Source organism: Bradyrhizobium sp. ISRA442 (genome assembly GCF_038085055.1).
Taxonomy (GTDB): domain Bacteria; phylum Pseudomonadota; class Alphaproteobacteria; order Rhizobiales; family Xanthobacteraceae; genus Bradyrhizobium.
Genome location: NZ_JALGCN010000001.1, coordinates 507,618 through 526,723 on the forward strand (window position 1 = coordinate 507,618; position 19,106 = coordinate 526,723).

The following is a 19,106-nucleotide window of genomic DNA, read 5'->3' on the forward strand; positions in this document are numbered from 1 at the left end:
CAGAACCCAAGCACCTCTCCCGCGCGAGCCGGTAGAGCCCCGCCGGTCAGCCCCGCGCGAACTGGCTACCGCCGCTCCGGAGCAACATTTGCGCTTGTTCGATTTCGGGAAGAGATCGCTCTGCATCAAATTCGGCGATGATGCCAGCGAGCACCTCGAGTGCCGCTCTGCCTTTCGTATTGCGCATGCGTGTAAGTCCAAGTGCGCTGCGGAGCTCGAATGTTCTCGTCTGTTGATGTCGGGCGATTTCCAGAGCTCGGTTGAAGGCATCTTCCGCACCGGAAAGGTCCGGCGGCTCGTGACGCAATAGAAGTTCGCCCCGCACGCGATGCAGTTCGGCATCGAGCCAACGCTGACCGGAACGCTCGGTCCATCCAATCAGCTCGCTCAACATGTCCAAGCCGGCCTGGAGTTGGCCCGCCTCTGCCCCTGCCACGGCAACATGCATGACCCAAAACGGCTCACAAAGGTAGCAGTCATTCTCGTGCAGCGCGGTCAGCCCGAGGCGCATGTCTGTGAGCCCCGCCATTCGGTCATCGGCCCGCCACTTCGCCAGACCGTTCAGGTAGGTTCCGGCGGCCACATACAAGGGCATCGTGTGGTCGCGAGCCAACCCCAGTGCCAGGATCGTCTCTGTTTGCTGCAACATACCCCCGCATAGTCCGTCGAAAACGGCCCTGTGAACGAGCGCATTGGCCTGGGAAAGCGCCCGCTTCTCTCCTTGCGCACTCACCGCTTCTGCGGCGAGCCGGCGCGCGCGGTCTATCTTTCCAAGCGGCCATAGCACGAGCGCAAGGAATCTCATGATGACGAACGGAAGATCCAGCGCCGACATCCTGAACGTCGCGGGATCCGGCTCGGCATCATAGATCGCAAGTGCCTGCTCGAGATGCGTTCTCGCGTTCAAGTAATCGCCCCCGAACCAGCAGGTCACCCCACTCGTCCAATGCGCGACAACGGCGGCCACCGGCGATTCCGGCCGTCGCTCGGCGGCACTCATGACGGCATTCGCCAGCTCCCGCATCGGAGCGATCTCGCCATGCGTCAGGCAGGCATTGAAGAGGCCCGAATGGATCGGCGCAAGTTCGACCGGATCATTGATGTCGGCCGCGAGCTGGCGGGCGCGCGTCCATGCGGCCACCGTTTCGGGCGCGCTGTGCCCGAGGCTGCCCCGCAATGCACGGCCATATGCGATCTGAAGGTGGAGCCTGCTCATCATGCGGCCGGGCTCATCGGGCAGCTCATCGGCGATGGCAATCGCTTTGCGAAGATGCGCAATCGCTTCGGAATAGGCCGAGCGCTTCAGCGCCTCTTGGCCCGCCTTGCGCCACCATTCGAGGGCGACCTCGCTCAGTCCCGCCTCACTGAAGTGGTGTGCAAGTATCTCCGGCTCAGTCGCGGCGACGACTGGAAACTTGTCACGCAGAACGTCGCCAATCTGCTTGTGGAGCACCTGCCGTCTGCTCCTGAGCATACTCTCGTAAGCCGCTTCCTGAACGAGTGCATGCTTGAAGCTATAGTTCGCTTCCGGCGGGACGCCGCGGCACACCAGCAATTCCGCCTCTTCGAGCTGCCGTAGTGCGGCGCTCAGCGTCAAGTCATCGCGCCCCGCCACATACCTCAGCAATCCGTAAGAGAAGTCGCGGCCGATCGCGGCGCCGATCTGCGCCACCTCCTTGACTGGAGCCAGCCTGTCGAGCCGTGCCATGAGGGAGTCCTGCAGCGTCGCGGGAATGGCGAGCGGCGGAAGCGGACTATCGAGGCGATAGCGCCCGGCGTCTTCGACGAGCAGTCCGGACTCCAGCACCATCTTGGTCAATTCCTCGACGAAGAGCGGGATTCCGTCGGTCTTGTCGATGATCTGCTTCATCATCTCGCGCGGAAGTTGGCGGCCGACGGTCACCTGCTCGACCAGAGCGCGCGTATCCTGCCGGTCAAGCCGGTCGAGCCGCAACAGGCTGACATTGGCGAGCCCCGCCCAGGACGGTTCGAACTCGGGCCGCGACGTCATGAGGACGAGTATCGGCAGACCCCTGATCCGGTCGACCGCGAGATCCAGCAGTTCGAGCGTCGTGGCATCGGCCCAATGCGTGTCCTCGCAGATAATCAGCACAGGCTGCTGCCGTGCCAGCCCCTCGAGCTGATCGAGAAGGGCGGCGAACGTCTGTCGCCGCTGCTGCGCCGGGCTCAGGCCGAGCGGCGGATAACGGTCGCCGGTGGGAATCGAAAGGAGCGCCGCGATGAGCGGCGTCGCTTGAGCCACCGACGCTGTTCCAAGTGCCAGCATTGCCTCAAGCTTGTCGAGTTTCTGCGCAGGCGTGTCGTGCGACCGGATGTCGGCGGCGCGCTCGAGCTGCGCGACGAAGGGATGAAGCGCGCTGTTGGTGTGGTAGGGCGAGCATTGATACCGCACCCGGCGGTGCGGACCCAAAGTGGGGCTTTCCGCGAGCGTTGCAACCATGCGCGATTTGCCGATGCCTGCTTCGCCGCAGATCAGCATCATCTGGCCTTGCCCCTGCCACGCCAGGCGCTGGCGCGAGAGCGCGAACTCGATCTCCTCCTTGCGACCGACAAAGCCGATCGAGCGCGCCGCGCGGACCGCCTCGAAGCGGCTCTCCGACGCGGACGCACCTTCGACCGCCCAGGCCGCGATGGGCTCGGAGATGCCCTTGACCTCGCGGCGGCCGAGATTGCGAAACGCGAAGAGATCACCGAGCAGCCGCCGCGTCGACGCGGCAACGACGACCGCGCCAGGCTCGGCCAGCCCCTGGAGCCGGGCGGCGAGGTTCAACGCATCACCGACCGTCGCCTGCTCCTCCGACGCAGTTCCGCTGACGAGATCACCGACCACCACAAGTCCGGTCGCAATCGCAATCCGCATTTCGACCTGCTCGCGTGTCTTGAGCTGCCTGACAGCGGCTATGACGTCGAGTCCCGCGCGTACTGCGCGCTCCGCATCATCCTCGTGAGCGCGGGGATAGCCGAAATAGATCAGTATTCCATCGCCCACGAACCGGGCGACCATGCCGTCATAGGCGGCGACGACGTTGGCGCAGGCGGCGCGATAGGCCCGGATCACTTCCCACATGTCCTCGGGATCAAGGCGCGCGGAGAGCGCAGTCGAGCCGACCAGATCGCAAAACATGACGGTGAGATGGCGGCGCTCAGCGCCGTGCAGAGGGGCCTGCGACGGGATCAATGCGGCCGGGTCGAGTTCGGCGATGGCGCGCAGCATTTTGCGACGATGGCCAAGCAGAACTCCGAGCTTGTCGAAATCCTCGTCCCTCAATTCGGGAAGGACGCCTATGTCGATCCCATTCTGAGCAAAGCGCTGTGCGTATTGCCCAAGCCCCAGGTTCTCGAGCCACTCCGCAATCTGCTGCATAGGCTCCACCGATACTCTGGTTGGCGGTTAGCAGAATCTTGGATCACGGCGTGCGGGGACGATATCCCAACATCAATGCGATGGCACGCCTTGTCTACGACCATAACGACATAGGTTGCTCAGTACCGATGCCGCTTTGAAGCCACCGAGGTTGAATGATTCACGAGTTCTCGCTTTCTAACCGAGATGCGACCTCAGCGAGGTGACCTTCGCATTCACGCTACGGAAGTCTTTTGCGAACGCGGCTTTCATCAGCTCTTCTCCGCAATGTCGTTGTTGCGAGCCAAGGTGCCTGCGATAACTTGAAGTGAAGAGCCCGCGAACCAGCAGCCAGCGACAACGGCGATCCCTCCGCTGGGGACATTTTGGTCAAGGACAATGATGCTGACGGACAGAGCCGCAGCAATCGCGGCGCCAAACGTTCCGGCTGCGCTGATGATCTCGGGTGCATCGGAGGCATCCCATTCTTCGGAGATGCCCGAATTCGATTTTCGCGCTTTATTGCCGGCCAAATCGATCCCGACATAGTAGCTCAGGGCTCCGTAGAGCATCGCCAGCAGCACGATCCAGCCGCTCTCGAACAATCCGCTTTCCTGACGCAACAGGATTGCACCCACGTAAAGACCGCAAGAGCCCCCAACGGCAGCGAGGCCGACCCTTTCGAGCAGATGGGCCAATTTGATCAGACTGGAACGGGCGATCCGGACACTGCCGCTGCGCCTTGTCACCAACGAACCGCGGAAGACCTCATTGCTTATTTTCATGAGATGCTCCTCTTAAAGTAAGTAGCGGCCTACCGGTCGAGCCTGAAAAAGGCTCTCGTGGCCGACGCCATTCGCAACGCGCTCTATTCCAATCTTCGAAAAGTACTGTGCGGCGGGCGAGCAGAAGGCGTCGCCGGCCTTGGCGTGCGTGTGAGCAGAGTTGCTCGGGGCACGACGATCAGGTGTGAGAATGCTTGCTCTTAAGGAGTCGATTCAAATATGAGACGGTTCACACGCGTGCTGCTTTTTCCCGTTGCTGCTACGGGCGCAAATGTGAGCACCTCTCGTTGAGCTTTTGCAAACTCTCACACCATAAGCTGCCGTGACGTTGGCGAGCGTAGGCGCACCGCGAACGTCGTGCACCCCATCACTTCATGCGGCATCTCTCGTTCGATTTGCTGCGCGCAAGTACGCGTGCATCGGCGCGCGATCGCGCCGCGTCCGTTACACCGGATCGAACGCGCGGATCGGCGGCAGGTTGCCAGTGAAGCGCTCCACGTCGACCGTCGTGAGCTGGCCGGTGCAGCCTTGCGCAAGTGACGATGTGCCGATGTCACGGGTGAGCACGTTCGGATTGCCGTGAACGCAGAGCGGCGCCTCGTCCTCGGGATCCATCGGATCGTACCAGGCGCCGGTCGGAAGCTGGACGACACCGGGCGCGATGCCGTCGGTGACATGCACCGCGGCAAGGCAGGCGCCGCGGTCGTTGAACAGGCGGATGATGTCGCCATCCGCGATGCCGCGCGCTTCCGCATCGCGCGGGTTCATGCGCGCGACCTCGCGGCCGCGATGCTTGGACGCAAGCGAATGTCCGCCGAAGTCGAGCTGGCTGTGCAGGCGCGTCACCGGCTGATTGGCAACGAGGAAGCACGGCGCACCTGGCTTCGGCACATCGGTCTTCTCGAGCCAGACCGGATGACCCGGACAATCCGCATCGCCATGGCCCGCGATCTTTTGCGAAAAGATCTCGATGCGTCCGCTCGGCGTCGGCAGGGCATGAGTGATCGGATCCTCGCGGAAGCGGCGCAGCCGGCCGCCGTCATCGGGCTGTTGCGGCACGACGAGGCTGCCGCGCCGCCAAAACTCCTCGAAGCTCGGCGCCTCGATGCCGCGCGCGGCAAGCGAGGCGCGGGTCGGCTCATAGAGATGTTCCAGCCATTGCCGCGATGTGCGGCCTTCGGTGAAGGGTTCGCGTGCGCCAAGACGCTCGGCGAGATCGGCAAAGATCTCATAGTTGTCGCGCGCAAGGCCAAACGGCTCGGCGATCCGGTGCATGGCGACCATCAGGGGATCGTTGGTGGAATAGCCGATGTCCTCGCGCTCGAGCGTCATCGTCGAGGGCAGGACGATGTCGGCATGCCGGGCCGTGGCGGTCCAGGCAAGCTCATGCACGACCAGCGTGTCGACACGCGCGAAGGCCTTGCGCAGGCGGTTGATGTCCTGGTGGTGGTGGAAGGGATTGCCGCCGGCCCAGTAGACGAGACGGATATCCGGATAGACGCGCGTCTCGCCGTTGTAGCGATAGGTGGTGCCGGGATTGAGCAGCATGTCGGCGATGCGCGCCACCGGAATGAAATCGGCGACGCCATTGCGGCCCTGCCCCAGTGTCGGCCCCGGCACGTCGTTGACGCGGCGCCCGTAATAGCCGATCGCGCCGAGCGAATAGGCGTAGCCGCCGCCAGGCAGGCCGATCTGGCCGAGAGCTGCCGCCAGCACCATGCCCATCCACACCGGCTGCTCGCCGTGCTCGGCGCGCTGCAGCGAATGCGAGACCGTGATGAGCGCCCTTTTGCCGGCAAGGCGACGTGCCAGCTTGCGGATCATATCCGCATCGACGCCGCAGATCGCTTCGGCCCACGCGGCGCTCTTGGATTGCCCATCCGTCTCGCCGGTCAGATAGCGCAGGAAGACCGGCCAGCCTTCGGTGTAGCGATCGAGGAAAGCCTGGTCGTGCAGGCCTTCGCTCACAAGCGTGTGCACGATGCCGAGCATCAAGGCCGTGTCGGTGCCGGGCACGCACGTCATCCATTCGGCACCGGCCTCCTGAGGCAGATCGTCACGCAACGGGCTGACCAGGATGAACTCGCAGCCGCGCCGGCGCGCCGCTTCCATGGCGCCGCGCTCGACGTGCTTGCTGATCGAACCGCCGGCCACCATGGAGTTCTTCAGCGCCATGCCGCCGAACGCCAGCACGATTTCGCTCTCGGCCGCGATCTGTTCCCAGGTGACGTTGCGCTTGGTGATGTCTTCGTAGCCCGCCAGGATCTGCGGCAGCAGCACCGAGGACGCGCCCGAAGAATAGGTGTTGACCGAACGCACATAGCCGCCCATCGCAATGTTGAGGAAGCGGTGAACCTGGCTCTGTGCGTGATGGAAGCGGCCTGCGCTCGACCAGCCATAGGAGCCGCCGAACACCGCGCCGGGGCCGCACATGTCGCGGATGCGCGCCAGCTCGCCGCCTAAGAGGTCGAGCGCCTTCTCCCAGCTCACGGAGACGAATTCGTCGCGGCCGCGACGGTCATCGGGGCCGGGACCGCGCTCGAGCCAGCCGCGACGGATCGCCGGCTGGGCGATGCGCGCCTGGTGGCGCAACGCGCCAGGAAAATTGTCGATGATGCCGTTCGGATCGGGATCCCCTGCATAATGCCGAACCTCGAGCCCGGCATCGCCATGACGCGCCGAGAACACGCCCCAATGCGAGGTGTGCGGCTTGAAGCCGTCGGACAGGTCGAGGCCGGGCTCGGGGCAGCCAATTGCGTCGTCCATTGCGTGTTCCCTATGGTGGAGTGCCGATCGCCCCGCTGCCGTCGCAATCATCGGGACGATATATTGATGCGCTGTTCCGCATTACCAGAGAAGCCCGCCCCGACAAATGACCGAGGAAGCGAGGACGTCAGATCGCAGATGAACTCTCCGGCGACGGTGCTAGAATCAAGCCATGACTGAGATGATTCTCTTCATGACAACAGCCGGCGTCGCTCTCGTGGGACTGATCATCGGCTTGTTCGAGGCCCGGGCTGCGCTAGAGCGCAGGCGTCTCAAAAGGTAAGGCCGCCCCGATTGGCGCCCTGGCCGAGCGATCGAGCGGGCCCAGGACCAAGACGACCCAAGCCTCACCGGTACTGGTTCCGGACGCAGGGGGCTGTTCAGCGAATGCGCCTGCCGATTGCCGGTTTTCCCGGCTCCTGCCAATCGGTCATCGTTAAGAGACGTTCCAATCCGCAAATCTGAAGAGATTTCGCGAGGCATTGAACCTTGGCACAGCTTATGCAGACCAACCTTTACCGGGATTTTGCATTCCCTCTCGGGGCTGGAAAGCCGCCGCCTGCGGTCATTTAAGCAGGCGGCGTTTTTATTTCGGGAGTGAAAAAAGCCCCAGCTCCTTGGGGGCTATGGGGACGATGAGCTGGGGCCAACGAGCTGCCCTTGGGGAAGGGCACCGGGAAAACCTGGCAACAGCTCCCACGTTCCTGTCCCAATTCGATTCAGCCGACGCCCAAATCAGGACAGCACCAGCGCCTGAGTCCTGTCCCATTTCGGCGCTCTGCGCTCGAAGCTATTTGCGCCGCAGCATTCAAAAATGAGACTACCCGTCAAACCGAACGAGGTGCCCACGCATGCACCGCATCCGACTTCGGTTAGCCTCCCGGCAAAACCACGAGCCTCAAGAGCCACAGGCGGCGCCGGTTTGGCGCGGCGACAAATCGACGACACAGGGAGGAGCACAATGTCGAAATGCAGTGTGGGACTAATCGCGCTGAGCGGCCTGTTTCTTTCAGGCGCCGCACTCGCTCAGGAAAAGATCAAGGTGGGCGTCACCGCGACCCTCGAAGGCACCTACACGGTGCTCGGCGAGGACGGCATGCGCGGCCATCAGACGGCACTGAACGTTCTGGGCAAGAAGGTCGGCGACAAGGAGCTTGAATTCATCGTCGCCTCCACCGATGCAACGCCGGATTCGGCCGTGCGCGCCGTGCGCAAGCTGATCGAGCAGGACAAGGTGCAGATCCTGCTCTCGCCGCTCTCCGGCGATGAAGGCATCGCGGTGAAGAACTTCGCCAAGACCCACCCCGAGCTGACCTTCATCAATGCGGCATCCGGTGCGCAGGAAACCACCTATGTCGATCCCGCCCCGAACTTCTTCCGCTACAACATGGACGGCGCGCAGTGGCAGGTGGGCCTCGGCAAATATGCCTACGAAACCAAGGGCTACCGCAAGATCGCAACCGTCGGCGAGGACTATTCCTTCATTTACACCCAGGTGTTCGGGCTGGTGCTCGAATTCTGCGGACAGGGCGGACAGGTCACGAACCGGCAATGGGTGCCGCTCGGCACCAAGGATTTTGCCTCCGTCATCGCCGCTTTGCCCGACGACGTCGATGCCATCTATCTCGGGCTCGGCGGCGCGGACGCCGTCAACTTCCTCAACCAGTACCAGCAGGCCGGCGGCAAGGCGCATCTGATGGGCGGTTCCATCATGATCGACCAGACTATCCTCTCATCCAAGGGCAACGCGAAGAACGCGCTGATCGGCACCATCGCGGCGAGCGGCCAAGCCGATACCTGGGAGGATCCGGGCTGGCAGAAGTTCGTGAAGGCCTATCAGGACGCCTTCCCGCCCAACAAGCGCTTCCCGAGCCCGTCGCTCCTGGCCACCAACTATTACGGCTCGACCATGGCGCTGATCCTCGCGCTGCGCGAGGTCAATGGCGATCTCAGCGACAATCAGTCGAAGTTCAAGGCGGCCCTGGCGAAGATCGAGATCGACGCGCCGAACGGCAAGATCAAGCTGGATTCCAACCGCCAGGCGATCGGCACCAACTTCGTCACCGAAGTCGTCGACGACGGCAAGGGAGCGCTGTTCAGCAAGGTCGTGAAGGTGATCCCGAACGTAAACCAGACCCTCGGCTACGATCCGGCGGTGTTCTCGAAGATCGGGCTGCCGAGCCGCACCGTACCGGAATGTAAGAAGTACTGACGCATCACGTTTGCAACAGTGCAACCGGGGAGCGACTTGCTGACGCGGACGCTCTCCGCTCTTGCAATCTCTTCCCGGTTGTTGAACGCTGACGGAAAAGACAAGAACATTCGGGAGGGGAAGGCATGAGCCGGGCGCTCGCCGTCTTCCACGGCCGGTTCGGTCGGGCGACGGTTTATCAGTTGAACCGCCCTTTCAACATCCACGCGCATCGCGAAGGTCATCTGATCTTCCATGTCGGCGGCATGCCGGCATGCATCGATGTCTCCGACGGACATTACGATCTCACCGAGTCCTCCGTCGTCGCGGTCAACCCCTGGGAGCCGCACAATTTCCTGCCGAGCGACCTCGAGAGCGGCGCGATCTTCTTCGTGCTCTACGTCAACGCCGAATGGTTTGCGCCCGACGCATCCGGCGCCGACCGGCTGCGTTTCGGCCGCACCCAGTTCAAGCGCACGGTCGCACTCGACAAGCACATCAGGCGGACCGCCGCGCTCGTGTGCGGCGCACCATCGCTCTCCAGCCTCGATTCCGAGCTGCGGCGGCTGATCGACATCTGCTACGACGAAAGCTGGCAGCAGGCCGAGGTCACGCGCGATGCGCGGGCGAACGGCGCGGTGACCGATTTTCGCGTGCGCAAATGCATCAAGCTGATGTCGGAGAGTCCCGGGGCGGAAATGGAGCTCGATACGATCGCGCGGGAATCCGGCCTGTCGCGGCCGCATTTCTACCGGCTGTTCCGCGTCCAGACCGGCGTCACCCCGCATCTCTATCTCAACACGCTGATCATGGAACAGGCGCTCGAAGCGCTGGTGGCCGGTGAGACGCCGATCGCCGATATCGGCTTCGATCTCGGCTTCTCCTCGCAGAGCGGCTTCACCCGCTTTTTCGCCGCCAATGTCGGGATGGCCCCGACAGATTATCGCCGCGCAGCCAAGGTTTTGCGCGCCTGAGCTGTACGCGAAAAGATACTGACGATCAAACGCCTCCCTTGCCGCCCCGCTAGGATGTTGGCAACGCGATCCCAAGATGGTCGCGACCGACAGGGAGCGCATGTTCATGGCGAGGCTTGCAGCCGCCGCGAGGCTGTCTGACCTGCATTCGATTGGCCTTCAGCGTGCCGCCGGGACAAGCGGGCGGCTGCCATGACGCGCTTTGTCGAACGCCATCCCGCCTGGGCGCTGATCGTCATCATTGCCATCGTCATCGTGCTCTGGCTGATCTTCGCGGTCTGGCCGCCAGGCCTCGAAGAGGCGATCGGCCGTAAGCGCGTCTTCCTCAACGCCGTCTTCAACGGCATCACGCTCGGCGGCCTCTACTTCCTCGTTGCCAGCGGCTTTACGCTGATCTTCGGCCTGATGCGCAACGTCAACCTCGCTCACGGCTCGCTCTATCTGTTCGGCGGCTATGTCGGCTACGCCATCAGCGCCTCGACCGGCTCCTGGCTCCTCAGCTTCATCGTCGCCTTCATTCTGACCGCCCTGGTCGGCGTCCTGCTCCAGGTGATCGTGTTCCGCAGGATGGAGGGACAGGATCTCAGGCAGACCATGGTGACGATCGGGCTCTCGATCGTGTTTGCCGATCTCATGCTGTGGGCATGCGGCGGCGATTTCTATCAGATCCAAACTCCGAACTGGCTGATCGGCCCCGTGGATCTGCCGCTGATCACGGCGATCAAATCCTCGGGCGAGCCGGTCTATCTCCGATATCCGCTGGTGCGGCTCGTGATCTTCGCCGCTTCAGTGCTCATCGGTGTAGCGATGTGGCTCGCGCTGAACCGCACCCGGGTCGGCATGATCATCCGCGCCGGCGTCGACGATCGCGATATTCTGGCCGCGACCGGCGTGCGCATTCAGCTCGTCTTCGTGCTGGTGTTCGCGTTCGGCGCAGGGCTTGCCGGCATCGCCGGCGTCGTCGGCGGCACCTTCCAGTCGTTGTCGCCCGGTGAAGACATCCGCTTCCTGCTCGCCTCCCTCGTTGTGGTGATCGTGGGTGGCATGGGCTCGATCCCCGGTGCCGCGCTCGGCGCGCTCATCATCGGCCTCGCCGAACAGCTCGGCTCGGTCTACATCCCGACCTATGCCATCGTCGTGACCTTCCTGATCATGGTGCTGGTGCTGGCAATCCGGCCGCAAGGCCTGCTCGCGAGGCGATGAGATGTCGCTCGCTCACGACGCCCGCGTTGCCGTTCGCCCCGCCGCCATGGCACAGCGTCCCGCACGGGCATGGCCGGAGATCAACAATCCCGCCGCCTGGATCGTCGCGGCCATTCTCCTGATCATGCCGCTGATCGCCAACGGCTTCTTCCTGATCGAGATCTTCGCCACCACGCTGATCCTCGGCATCATGGCGCTGAGCCTGATGTTCCTCGCCGGCTATGGCGGCATGGTCAGCCTGATGCAGCTCACCATCGCGGGCTTCGCGGCCTACATGGTCGCCGTGTTCGGCGTCAGCGGCAACGCCAATATCAGCCTCGGCTGGCCGTGGTGGCTCGCAGTCCCGATGGCGCTGGCGCTGGCGACCGCCTTCGGCACGCTCGGCGGTGCGCTGGCGGTGCGCACCGAGGGCATCTACACCATCATGATCACGCTGGCGATCGGCGCGGCCTTCTACTATTTCACCAACCAGAACTGGGCGATCTTCAACGGTCACACCGGCATCAACAACGTTGCGACGCCGCATTTCTGGGGCGTGAACTGGCGCGCCGACATTCCTTTCTACTATGTCGTGCTCGCGGTCGCCGCGCTGTGCTACTTCGCCGTCGAGTACATCTCACGCGCTCCGTTCGGCCTGGCGCTCCAGGGCGTGCGCGACAATCCGCGGCGCATGTCCGCGCTCGGCTTCAACGTCAATGCGCATCGCGTCGCAGCCTACGCCTTCGCCTCCTTCGTGGCCGCACTCGCGGGCGTCCTGCAGGTCTGGAACTACCGCCAGATCTCGCCGGGCTCGGTCAGCGTCGGCGCCTGCATCGACGTGCTGATCATCGCCGTCGTCGGCGGCATCACGCGTCCGATCGGTCCCTTCATCGGCGCGCTGATCTTCGTGCTGCTGCGCACCTTCGCGCTCGACTTCCTGGTCAAGCTCGGGCTCGATGGCAACCGCTTCCGGCTGCTGATCGGGCTCGGCTTCCTTGCCATCGTATTCTGGTCGTCGGACGGCGTCATTGGCCTGTGGCGGCTCTGGCGCCAGCAGCAGCGCCGCACCGCCGACCGTTCCGGCGGAGGGCACCGCCATGGATAGCGTCGCGCAACGTCTCTCGGCCGTCGGCGCCGGGGCCGCACTCGAGCTGCGCGGCGTGACGCGGCTGTTCGGCGCGCTGGCGGCGCTGACCGACGTCACCATCACCGTGCGTCCCGGCGAGCGGCGCGCGGTGCTGGGCTCGAACGGCGCCGGCAAGACAACGCTGTTCAACTGCATTACCGGTGACTTCCCGCCCACCTCCGGCACCATCCGCTTCTTCGGCGAGGACGTCACGCACTTCCCGCCCTATGAGCGCATCCGCCGCGGGCTGCGACGGACCTACCAGATTTCGGCGCTATTCCCCGGCCTCACCGTGCAGGACAATGTCTATCTCGCCTGCCGCGGGGTTTCGCGCGGGCGCTTCTCGTTCCTGCGTCCCGGGCAGAACGATGCCTTGATGCATGCGGCCAACAACCTCGTGCAGGCCGTGCATCTGGCCGCAGTGAAGGACCAGCGCGTGGCCGAGCTCGCGCACGGCCAGCAGCGCCAGCTCGAGATCGCACTCGCGCTCGCCGGCGCCCCACGCTTCGTCCTGTTCGACGAGCCCGCCGCGGGCCTCTCGCCGACCGAACGGCTGGAGCTGATCGAGATCCTGACCTCGCTGCCGGCGCATATCGGCTACATCATCATCGAGCACGACATGGACGTCGCCTTGCGCGTGGTCGAGAGCGTCACGATGATGCATAACGGCCGCGTCTTCAAGGAAGGCCTGCCGCAGGAGATCCAGTCCGATCCCGAGGTGCAGGAGCTTTATCTCGGGGGCGGCCATGAATGAGGTCCGCCGCACCAATGCCGCGCTCGAAGTCCGCGGCCTCGACGTCTACTACGGTCACTCGCATGCGCTGCAGGGCGTCGACCTCGCGCTGGAGAGCGGCGTGTTCTCCGTGGTCGGCCGCAACGGCATGGGCAAGACCACGCTGTGCAAGGCGATCATGGGGCTGGTGGGCGTGAGCGGCGGATCGATCCGCGTCCGCGGCGAGGACATCACGCGGCGGCCGCCCGCCCACATCGCGCGGCTCGGCGTCGGCTATGTGCCGCAGGGACGGAAGCTGTGGCGCTCGCTCAGCGTCGACGAGCACTTGCAGCTTGCCGGCGGGATGCGGCCAGGCGCTTGGACCGTCGAGCGCATCTACGACACCTTCCCGCGGCTCGCCGAGCGCAAGGATCATGGCGGCGGTCAGCTCTCCGGCGGCGAGCAGCAGATGCTGGCGATTGCGCGCGCGCTGCTCACCAATCCGCATCTCCTGATCATGGACGAGCCGACCGAGGGACTTGCGCCCGTCATCGTGGCGCAGGTCGAGGAGATGCTGCTGCGGCTCGGCGAGGACGGCGACATGTCCGTGCTCGTGATCGAGCAGAACATCGGCGTCGCCACCGCGGTCTCGCGCAATGTCGCGATCATGGTCAACGGCCGGATCAACCGCATCATCGATTCGGTGCGTCTTGCCGCCGATCGCGAGCTCCAGCAGCGCCTGCTCGGCGTCGGGCTTCACGCCGAGCTCGAAGGCGACATCGACATGGCCGCCTCGGCCCCCGAAACGAAACCGGCGCCGCCACGCTCCAACGGGCCGATCCGCATCTATGTTTCCAACCCGACGCCGCCGACACGTTGGTCGCAGCCGGTCCCGATAGCCCGCATCGAGGCCGCAGCCCGCACAGTCTCGACCCAGATCGCGCGGCTCGAAGAGACGACGCGGCACAAGCGCGAGCCGGTGGCGGCGCAGACCGCAGGACCGCCTGTCGTGCTGGTGGTCGGTACGCTCGATACCAAGGGCACCGAGCTACGCTTCATCCGCGACATCATCGCTGCAAGCGGCCTGCGCACGCGCCTGGTCGACGTCTCGACCAGCGGCCGGCATTCGACCTGTGATGTCTCCGCGCAGGAGATCGCTCTCAACCACGGCCGCGGCGGGGCGGCCGTGTTCGGCCCCGATCGCGGCGCCGCCGTAAGTGCGATGGCCGATGCGTTCGCCAACTGGCTGCGGCGCCAGGGCAATGTCGCCGGCGTGATTTCGGCCGGCGGCTCCGGCGCGGCTTCGCTGGTTGCGCCGGGCATGCGCGCTCTCCCCGTCGGCGTGCCCAAGCTGATCATCTCCTCCGTCGCTTCCGGCGACGTCGGACCCTATGTCGGCCCCGCCGACATCACGATGATGTATTCGGTCACCGACGTGCAGGGTTTGAATTCGATCTCGCGCGCGGTGCTGGCCAACGGCGCCAACGCGCTCGCCGGCATGGTCAAGGCGCGGCTCGAAGCGCGTGCTGCGACGGTGCACGAGGCCGGCGGCCTGCCCTCGATCGGCATCACCATGTTCGGCGTCACCACGCCGGCAGTGCAGAAGATCGCGGCTGACCTGCGCGAGGACTTCGAATGCCTGGTCTTCCATGCCACCGGCGTCGGCGGCCGTTCCATGGAGAAGCTCGTCGAATCCGGCCAGCTCGCCGGCGTCATCGACCTCACCACGACCGAAGTCTGCGATCTTCTCATGGGCGGCGTGCTTCCCGCGACGGAGGACCGCTTCGGCGCGATCATCCGCAGCCGGCTGCCCTATGTCGGCTCGGTCGGCGCGCTCGACATGGTCAATTTCGGTGCGCCCGAGACTATTCCCGAGCGCTACCGCGGCCGCAAGTTTCACGTCCACAATCCGCAGGTGACGTTGATGCGGACCACCGTCGAGGAGAACGAGCGCATGGGCCGCTGGATCGGCGAGCGGCTCAACCAGATGGACGGCGTGGTGCGCTTCTTTCTGCCCGAAGGCGGCGTCTCTGCGCTCGATGCGCGCGGCCAGCCGTTCTGGGATCCGGACGCCGACGCCGCGCTGTTCCGCGCGCTGGAGCGCACGATGCGGCAGACCGGCAACCGCCAGCTCATTCGCGTCCCCAAGAACATCAACGATCCCGAGTTTGCCGCAACCATTGTCAGTGCGTTCCGAACCCTGTTCGGCCGTACCGGGGCGCGCCGAAGAGTAGCGAGGTGACCGATGGCCAGGTTTGAACGCGCAGCCCTCCTAAAAAAGTTTCGCGACATGGCAAGGCGCGGCGAGCCGATCGTCGGCGGTGGTGCCGGCACCGGGCTATCAGCCAAATGCGAAGAGGCCGGCGGCGTCGATCTCATCGTCATCTACAATTCCGGCCGCTACCGCATGGCTGGCCGCGGCTCGCTCGCGGGTCTGATGCCCTACGGCGATGCCAACGCCATCGTGCTCGAAATGGCCGGCGAAGTGCTTCCGGTGGTCAGCAAGACGCCGGTGCTTGCGGGCGTCAACGGCACGGATCCGTTCCGCGACATGGACGCCTTCCTCGACCAGTTGAAGGCGCTCGGATTTGCGGGGGTCCAGAACTTTCCGACTGTCGGCCTGATCGACGGCACCTTCCGCGCCAACCTCGAAGAGACCGGCATGTCCTACGCGCTGGAGATCGACATGATCGCGAAGGCGCACGACAAGGACATGCTGACCACGCCCTACGTGTTCAGCGAAAAGGAGGCCGCCGCGATGGCGATCGCCGGCGCCGACATCATCGTCTGTCACATGGGCCTGACGACCGGCGGCACGATCGGCGCGCAGACCGCGCTAAAGCTCAAGGACTGCCCCGCGCAGATCGACATCTGGGCGTCCGCCGCACTCAGCGTCAATCCGGACATCCTGGTGCTGGCGCATGGCGGCCCGATCGCAGATCCTGCCGATGCCGATTTCATCATGAAGAACACCCGCCATTGCCACGGCTTCTACGGTGCGTCCTCGATGGAGCGACTTCCCGTGGAGCGGGCGCTGACGGATCAGGTGCGTCAATTCAAGGCGATCGGCGCGCGATAGCGCCGGAAGGGTCTGAGGGAGGGAAAGATGTCAGGGATATTGGTCGGTGAATTGATCCTCTGGCTGATCGTCGCGATCATCGTGATCGTGGTTGGCGTCTATATCGTGAACTGGCTTTACCACCGCTCCTCCAAGGAGGTCTCGTTCGTCCGGACCGGCTTCCTCGGCGAACGCGTGGTGATCAACGGCGGCGCCTTCGTGCTGCCCTTCATCCACGACTACACGCCCGTCAACATGAACGTGCTGCCGATGGGCATCGTACGTTCCAGGCAGGATGCCGTGATCACCCGCGACCGCATGCGCGTCGACATCGAGGCCGACTTCTATGTCCGCGTGCAGCCGACCCGCGAAGCCGTCTCGATCGCGGCCGCGACGCTCGGCCGCCGCACCATGGAACCCGAGCAGTTGCACGCCCTCCTCGCCGGCAAGTTCATTTCCGCGATCCGTTCGGTCGCCTCCGAAATGACGATGGAAGAGATGCACGAGCGGCGCGGCGACTATGTGGCGCGCGTCAAGACCAATGCGGCGGAGGCCCTCGCCCAGAACGGCCTCGAGCTCGAATCGGTCGCGATCACCGATCTCGACCAGACCGACCTCGAATTCTTCAATCCCTCAAACCGGTTCGACGCCGAAGGTCTGACCCGCCTGATGGAGGACATCGAGGCGAAGCGGAAGCTGCGCAACGACATCGAGCAGGACTCGATGATCAAGATCCGTTCCCGCAATCTCGAAGCCGAGCGGCAGGCGCTCGAGATCGAGCGCGAGAGCGAGACCGCGCGCCTGGAACAGGAACGCGACATCGAGATGCGCCGCGCGCTTCAGCGCACTGAAGTCGCCCGCGAACGGGCATTGCGGGAGACCGAGGCCGAACAGGCGCAGATTTCCGCCCGCGAAGCCATCGAGCGCGCCCGTATCGCCAATGACCAGGCGATCGCTGAAGCCCGCATCGCGTCCGAGCGCGAGACCCGCCAGAAAGAGATCGAGCGGAGCCGCACCATCGAGGAAAAGGAGCTGCTCGCGCGCGAGGAGATCGAGAAGACAAGGATCGCCAACCAGCGCTCGATCGACACCACCCGCATCGCCTCGGAGCGCGAGGTCCGCCAGCGCGAGATCGAGCGGATGCGCACCGTCGAGGAAGCCGAGATCGCGGCACGCGAAGCCATCGAGAAGGCCCGCATCCAGCAGGACCGCGTCGTCACCGACGCCCGCATCGCCAATGAGGAGGAGACGAGGCGCCGCGAGATCGAGCGGACGCGCGCGGTCGACGAAGCGGAAATCGCCGCTCGCGAGGCGACCGAGAAGGCCCGCATCGCCCAGACCATGACCGTCAATGTCGAACGCATCTCCTCGGACGAGCGCACCCGCGCGCTGGAGATCCAGCAGGTGCGAACCATCCAGGAGGCCGAGATCGAGGCACAGCGCGCGGTCGAGGCCGCCCGCATCGCGCGCGAGCGGACGCTCGCCGCCGAGCGCATCGCTGCCGAGCAGAAGACGCGGCAGCTCGAGATCGAGCGCAATAAGGCGCTCGACGTCGCCGGCATCGCCGCGCGCGAGACGACGGAAGCCAGCCGCATCGCCCAGGAGGAGCGGGTTCGCTCTCTGGAGATCGCCCGCAACCGTGCCGTCGAGGAGGCCGACATCGCCTCCCGCGAGGCGATCGAGGCCGCGCGGATCGCGCAGGAAAAGGCGATCGCCGCCGAACGCATCCAGGCGGACCGGGAGACCCGCGCGCTGGAGATCGAGCGTACCGCCGCGATCGAGGCGGCCGATCTGAAGCGGCGCGATGCCATCGAACGCCAGCGCATCGGCGTCGATCTCGCGCTCGAATCGGAGCGGATCAACTCGTCGAAGACACGCGAGGTGCTGAACATCGAGCAGAAGAAGGCGGTCGAAATCGCCGACGAGGACCGCGTCATCGCACTCTCCGCCAAGCGATCCGCGCGCATCGACGCCGATCGCCAGGTCAAGCAGGCGGAGATCGTCGCACGGAAGGACGTCGAAACCACCGACGTGTCACGCGAGCAGGCGCTGGAAGCTGCCCGGATCGAACGCCGGCGTGCGATCGAGCAGCTCGAGGTCGCCCGCGTCCAGTCGCTGCAGGAGGCCGAGATCGCCTCGCGTGAAGAGGTCGAGCGCGCCCGCATCGCCTCGGACCGCGGTCTGGACGAGGCCCGTATCGGCCGCGAACGCGAGCTGCGCAAGCTCGAAGTCAATCGCGAGAAGGAGGTCGAGACGGTTCTGATGGAGAAGGCGATCGCGATCCATCAGAAGTCGCTGGAGGAATCCGCGGCACGCGCCGCTGCCGAAGAGGCTCGCATGCGCGCAACCGAGGCGGCGGAGCGCGTCGTCACCGCGCGCGAGAGCGAAATTGCAAAACGCCGCAAGACAGTCGAGGTACTGCTCGCGGAAAAACAGGCCGAGGAGACCCGCATCGCGGCCGAGGCCGAGCGCGTGCGCGCCGCCGTCGAGGCCGAGGCGCAGCGGATGCTCAACGAGGCCGAGAACGTCCTGACCGATCAGGCGCGCTACTCGCTGTTCCGACGGAAGCTGCTCGACCGCATCGAGGGCATCGTCCGCGAGAGCGTCAAGCCCATGGAGAAGATCGAGGGCATCCGCATTCTCCAGGTCGACGGCCTCAACGGCAACGGTCACGGCGGCGGCAATGGCGGCCGCAGCGCCACCGACGAGGTGATCGACTCGGCGCTGCGCTATCGCGTCCAGGCGCCGCTGATCGACTCGATCCTGTCCGATATCGGCGTCGAAGGCGGCAGCCTTGCAAAAATGCCGGGCCTGATCCGCGAGGCCCGCGACATGCAGGGCATCAAGGATTCGACGCGCAAGAGCGGCGGCAGCGACAAGCCTGCCGCCCCGCCCGCCACCGAAGGTGAGCCGCCGGCCGAGCGCGGGCCGAAGAAGAAAGGTTGAGG

The 19,106-nt window shown here is 64.9% G+C and carries 11 protein-coding genes; 8 read left to right on the top strand and 3 right to left on the bottom strand.

Going from position 1 to position 19,106, the window contains the following annotated elements:
• Nucleotides 1–46 precede the first annotated feature (46 nt).
• The 3 genes from MTR72_RS02365 to MTR72_RS02375 all read right to left on the bottom strand — a co-directional run bounded on the left by MTR72_RS02365 (nt 47) and on the right by MTR72_RS02375 (nt 6,915).
• Nucleotides 47–3,385 (bottom strand): adenylate/guanylate cyclase domain-containing protein, encoded by a 3,339-nt coding sequence (locus MTR72_RS02365; protein ID WP_280966119.1) that lies wholly within the window; start codon nt 3,383–3,385, stop codon nt 47–49.
• 251 nt (nt 3,386–3,636) lie between these two features.
• On the bottom strand, nt 3,637–4,149 hold the full coding sequence (locus MTR72_RS02370) for a hypothetical protein (RefSeq protein WP_280966120.1): 513 nt from the start codon (nt 4,147–4,149) through the stop codon (nt 3,637–3,639).
• 444 nt (nt 4,150–4,593) lie between these two features.
• On the bottom strand, nt 4,594–6,915 hold the full coding sequence (locus MTR72_RS02375) for a molybdopterin guanine dinucleotide-containing S/N-oxide reductase (RefSeq protein ID WP_341510042.1): 2,322 nt from the start codon (nt 6,913–6,915) through the stop codon (nt 4,594–4,596).
• Nucleotides 6,916–7,876: 961 nt separating this feature from the next.
• Here MTR72_RS02375 and MTR72_RS02380 point away from each other — a divergent pair.
• The 8 genes from MTR72_RS02380 (at nt 7,877) to MTR72_RS02415 (ending at nt 19,104) form a co-directional block, all read left to right on the top strand.
• Nucleotides 7,877–9,127, top strand: a complete 1,251-nt coding sequence (locus MTR72_RS02380) for an ABC transporter substrate-binding protein (RefSeq protein ID WP_280966122.1) — start codon at nt 7,877–7,879, stop codon at nt 9,125–9,127.
• Between the two features lie 125 nt (nt 9,128–9,252).
• Nucleotides 9,253–10,080, top strand: coding sequence for a helix-turn-helix domain-containing protein (locus MTR72_RS02385; RefSeq protein ID WP_280966123.1), 828 nt, complete (start codon nt 9,253–9,255; stop codon nt 10,078–10,080).
• A gap of 192 nt (nt 10,081–10,272) precedes the next feature.
• A complete protein-coding gene (locus MTR72_RS02390) occupies nt 10,273–11,283 on the top strand; it encodes a branched-chain amino acid ABC transporter permease (RefSeq protein ID WP_280966124.1) in 1,011 nt (336 codons plus the stop codon).
• Nucleotide 11,284: 1 nt separating this feature from the next.
• Nucleotides 11,285–12,367 carry a branched-chain amino acid ABC transporter permease gene (locus tag MTR72_RS02395; protein ID WP_341510043.1) on the top strand — a complete coding sequence of 361 codons (1,083 nt, stop codon included), beginning with the start codon at nt 11,285–11,287 and terminating at the stop codon, nt 12,365–12,367.
• Nucleotides 12,360–13,142 (top strand): ABC transporter ATP-binding protein, encoded by a 783-nt coding sequence (locus tag MTR72_RS02400; protein WP_341510044.1) that lies wholly within the window; start codon nt 12,360–12,362, stop codon nt 13,140–13,142. Before MTR72_RS02395 ends, MTR72_RS02400 begins: the two co-directional genes overlap by 8 nt.
• Complete coding sequence (locus tag MTR72_RS02405) at nt 13,135–15,342, top strand: ABC transporter permease (RefSeq protein ID WP_341510045.1); 2,208 nt, start codon at nt 13,135–13,137, stop codon at nt 15,340–15,342. The genes MTR72_RS02400 and MTR72_RS02405 overlap by 8 nt, the downstream gene beginning before the upstream one ends.
• A gap of 3 nt (nt 15,343–15,345) precedes the next feature.
• Nucleotides 15,346–16,179 carry a phosphoenolpyruvate hydrolase family protein gene (locus MTR72_RS02410; protein ID WP_280966128.1) on the top strand — a complete coding sequence of 278 codons (834 nt, stop codon included), beginning with the start codon at nt 15,346–15,348 and terminating at the stop codon, nt 16,177–16,179.
• Between the two features lie 27 nt (nt 16,180–16,206).
• Nucleotides 16,207–19,104, top strand: a complete 2,898-nt coding sequence (locus tag MTR72_RS02415) for a flotillin family protein (protein ID WP_280966129.1) — start codon at nt 16,207–16,209, stop codon at nt 19,102–19,104.
• Nucleotides 19,105–19,106: the final 2 nt, after the last annotated feature.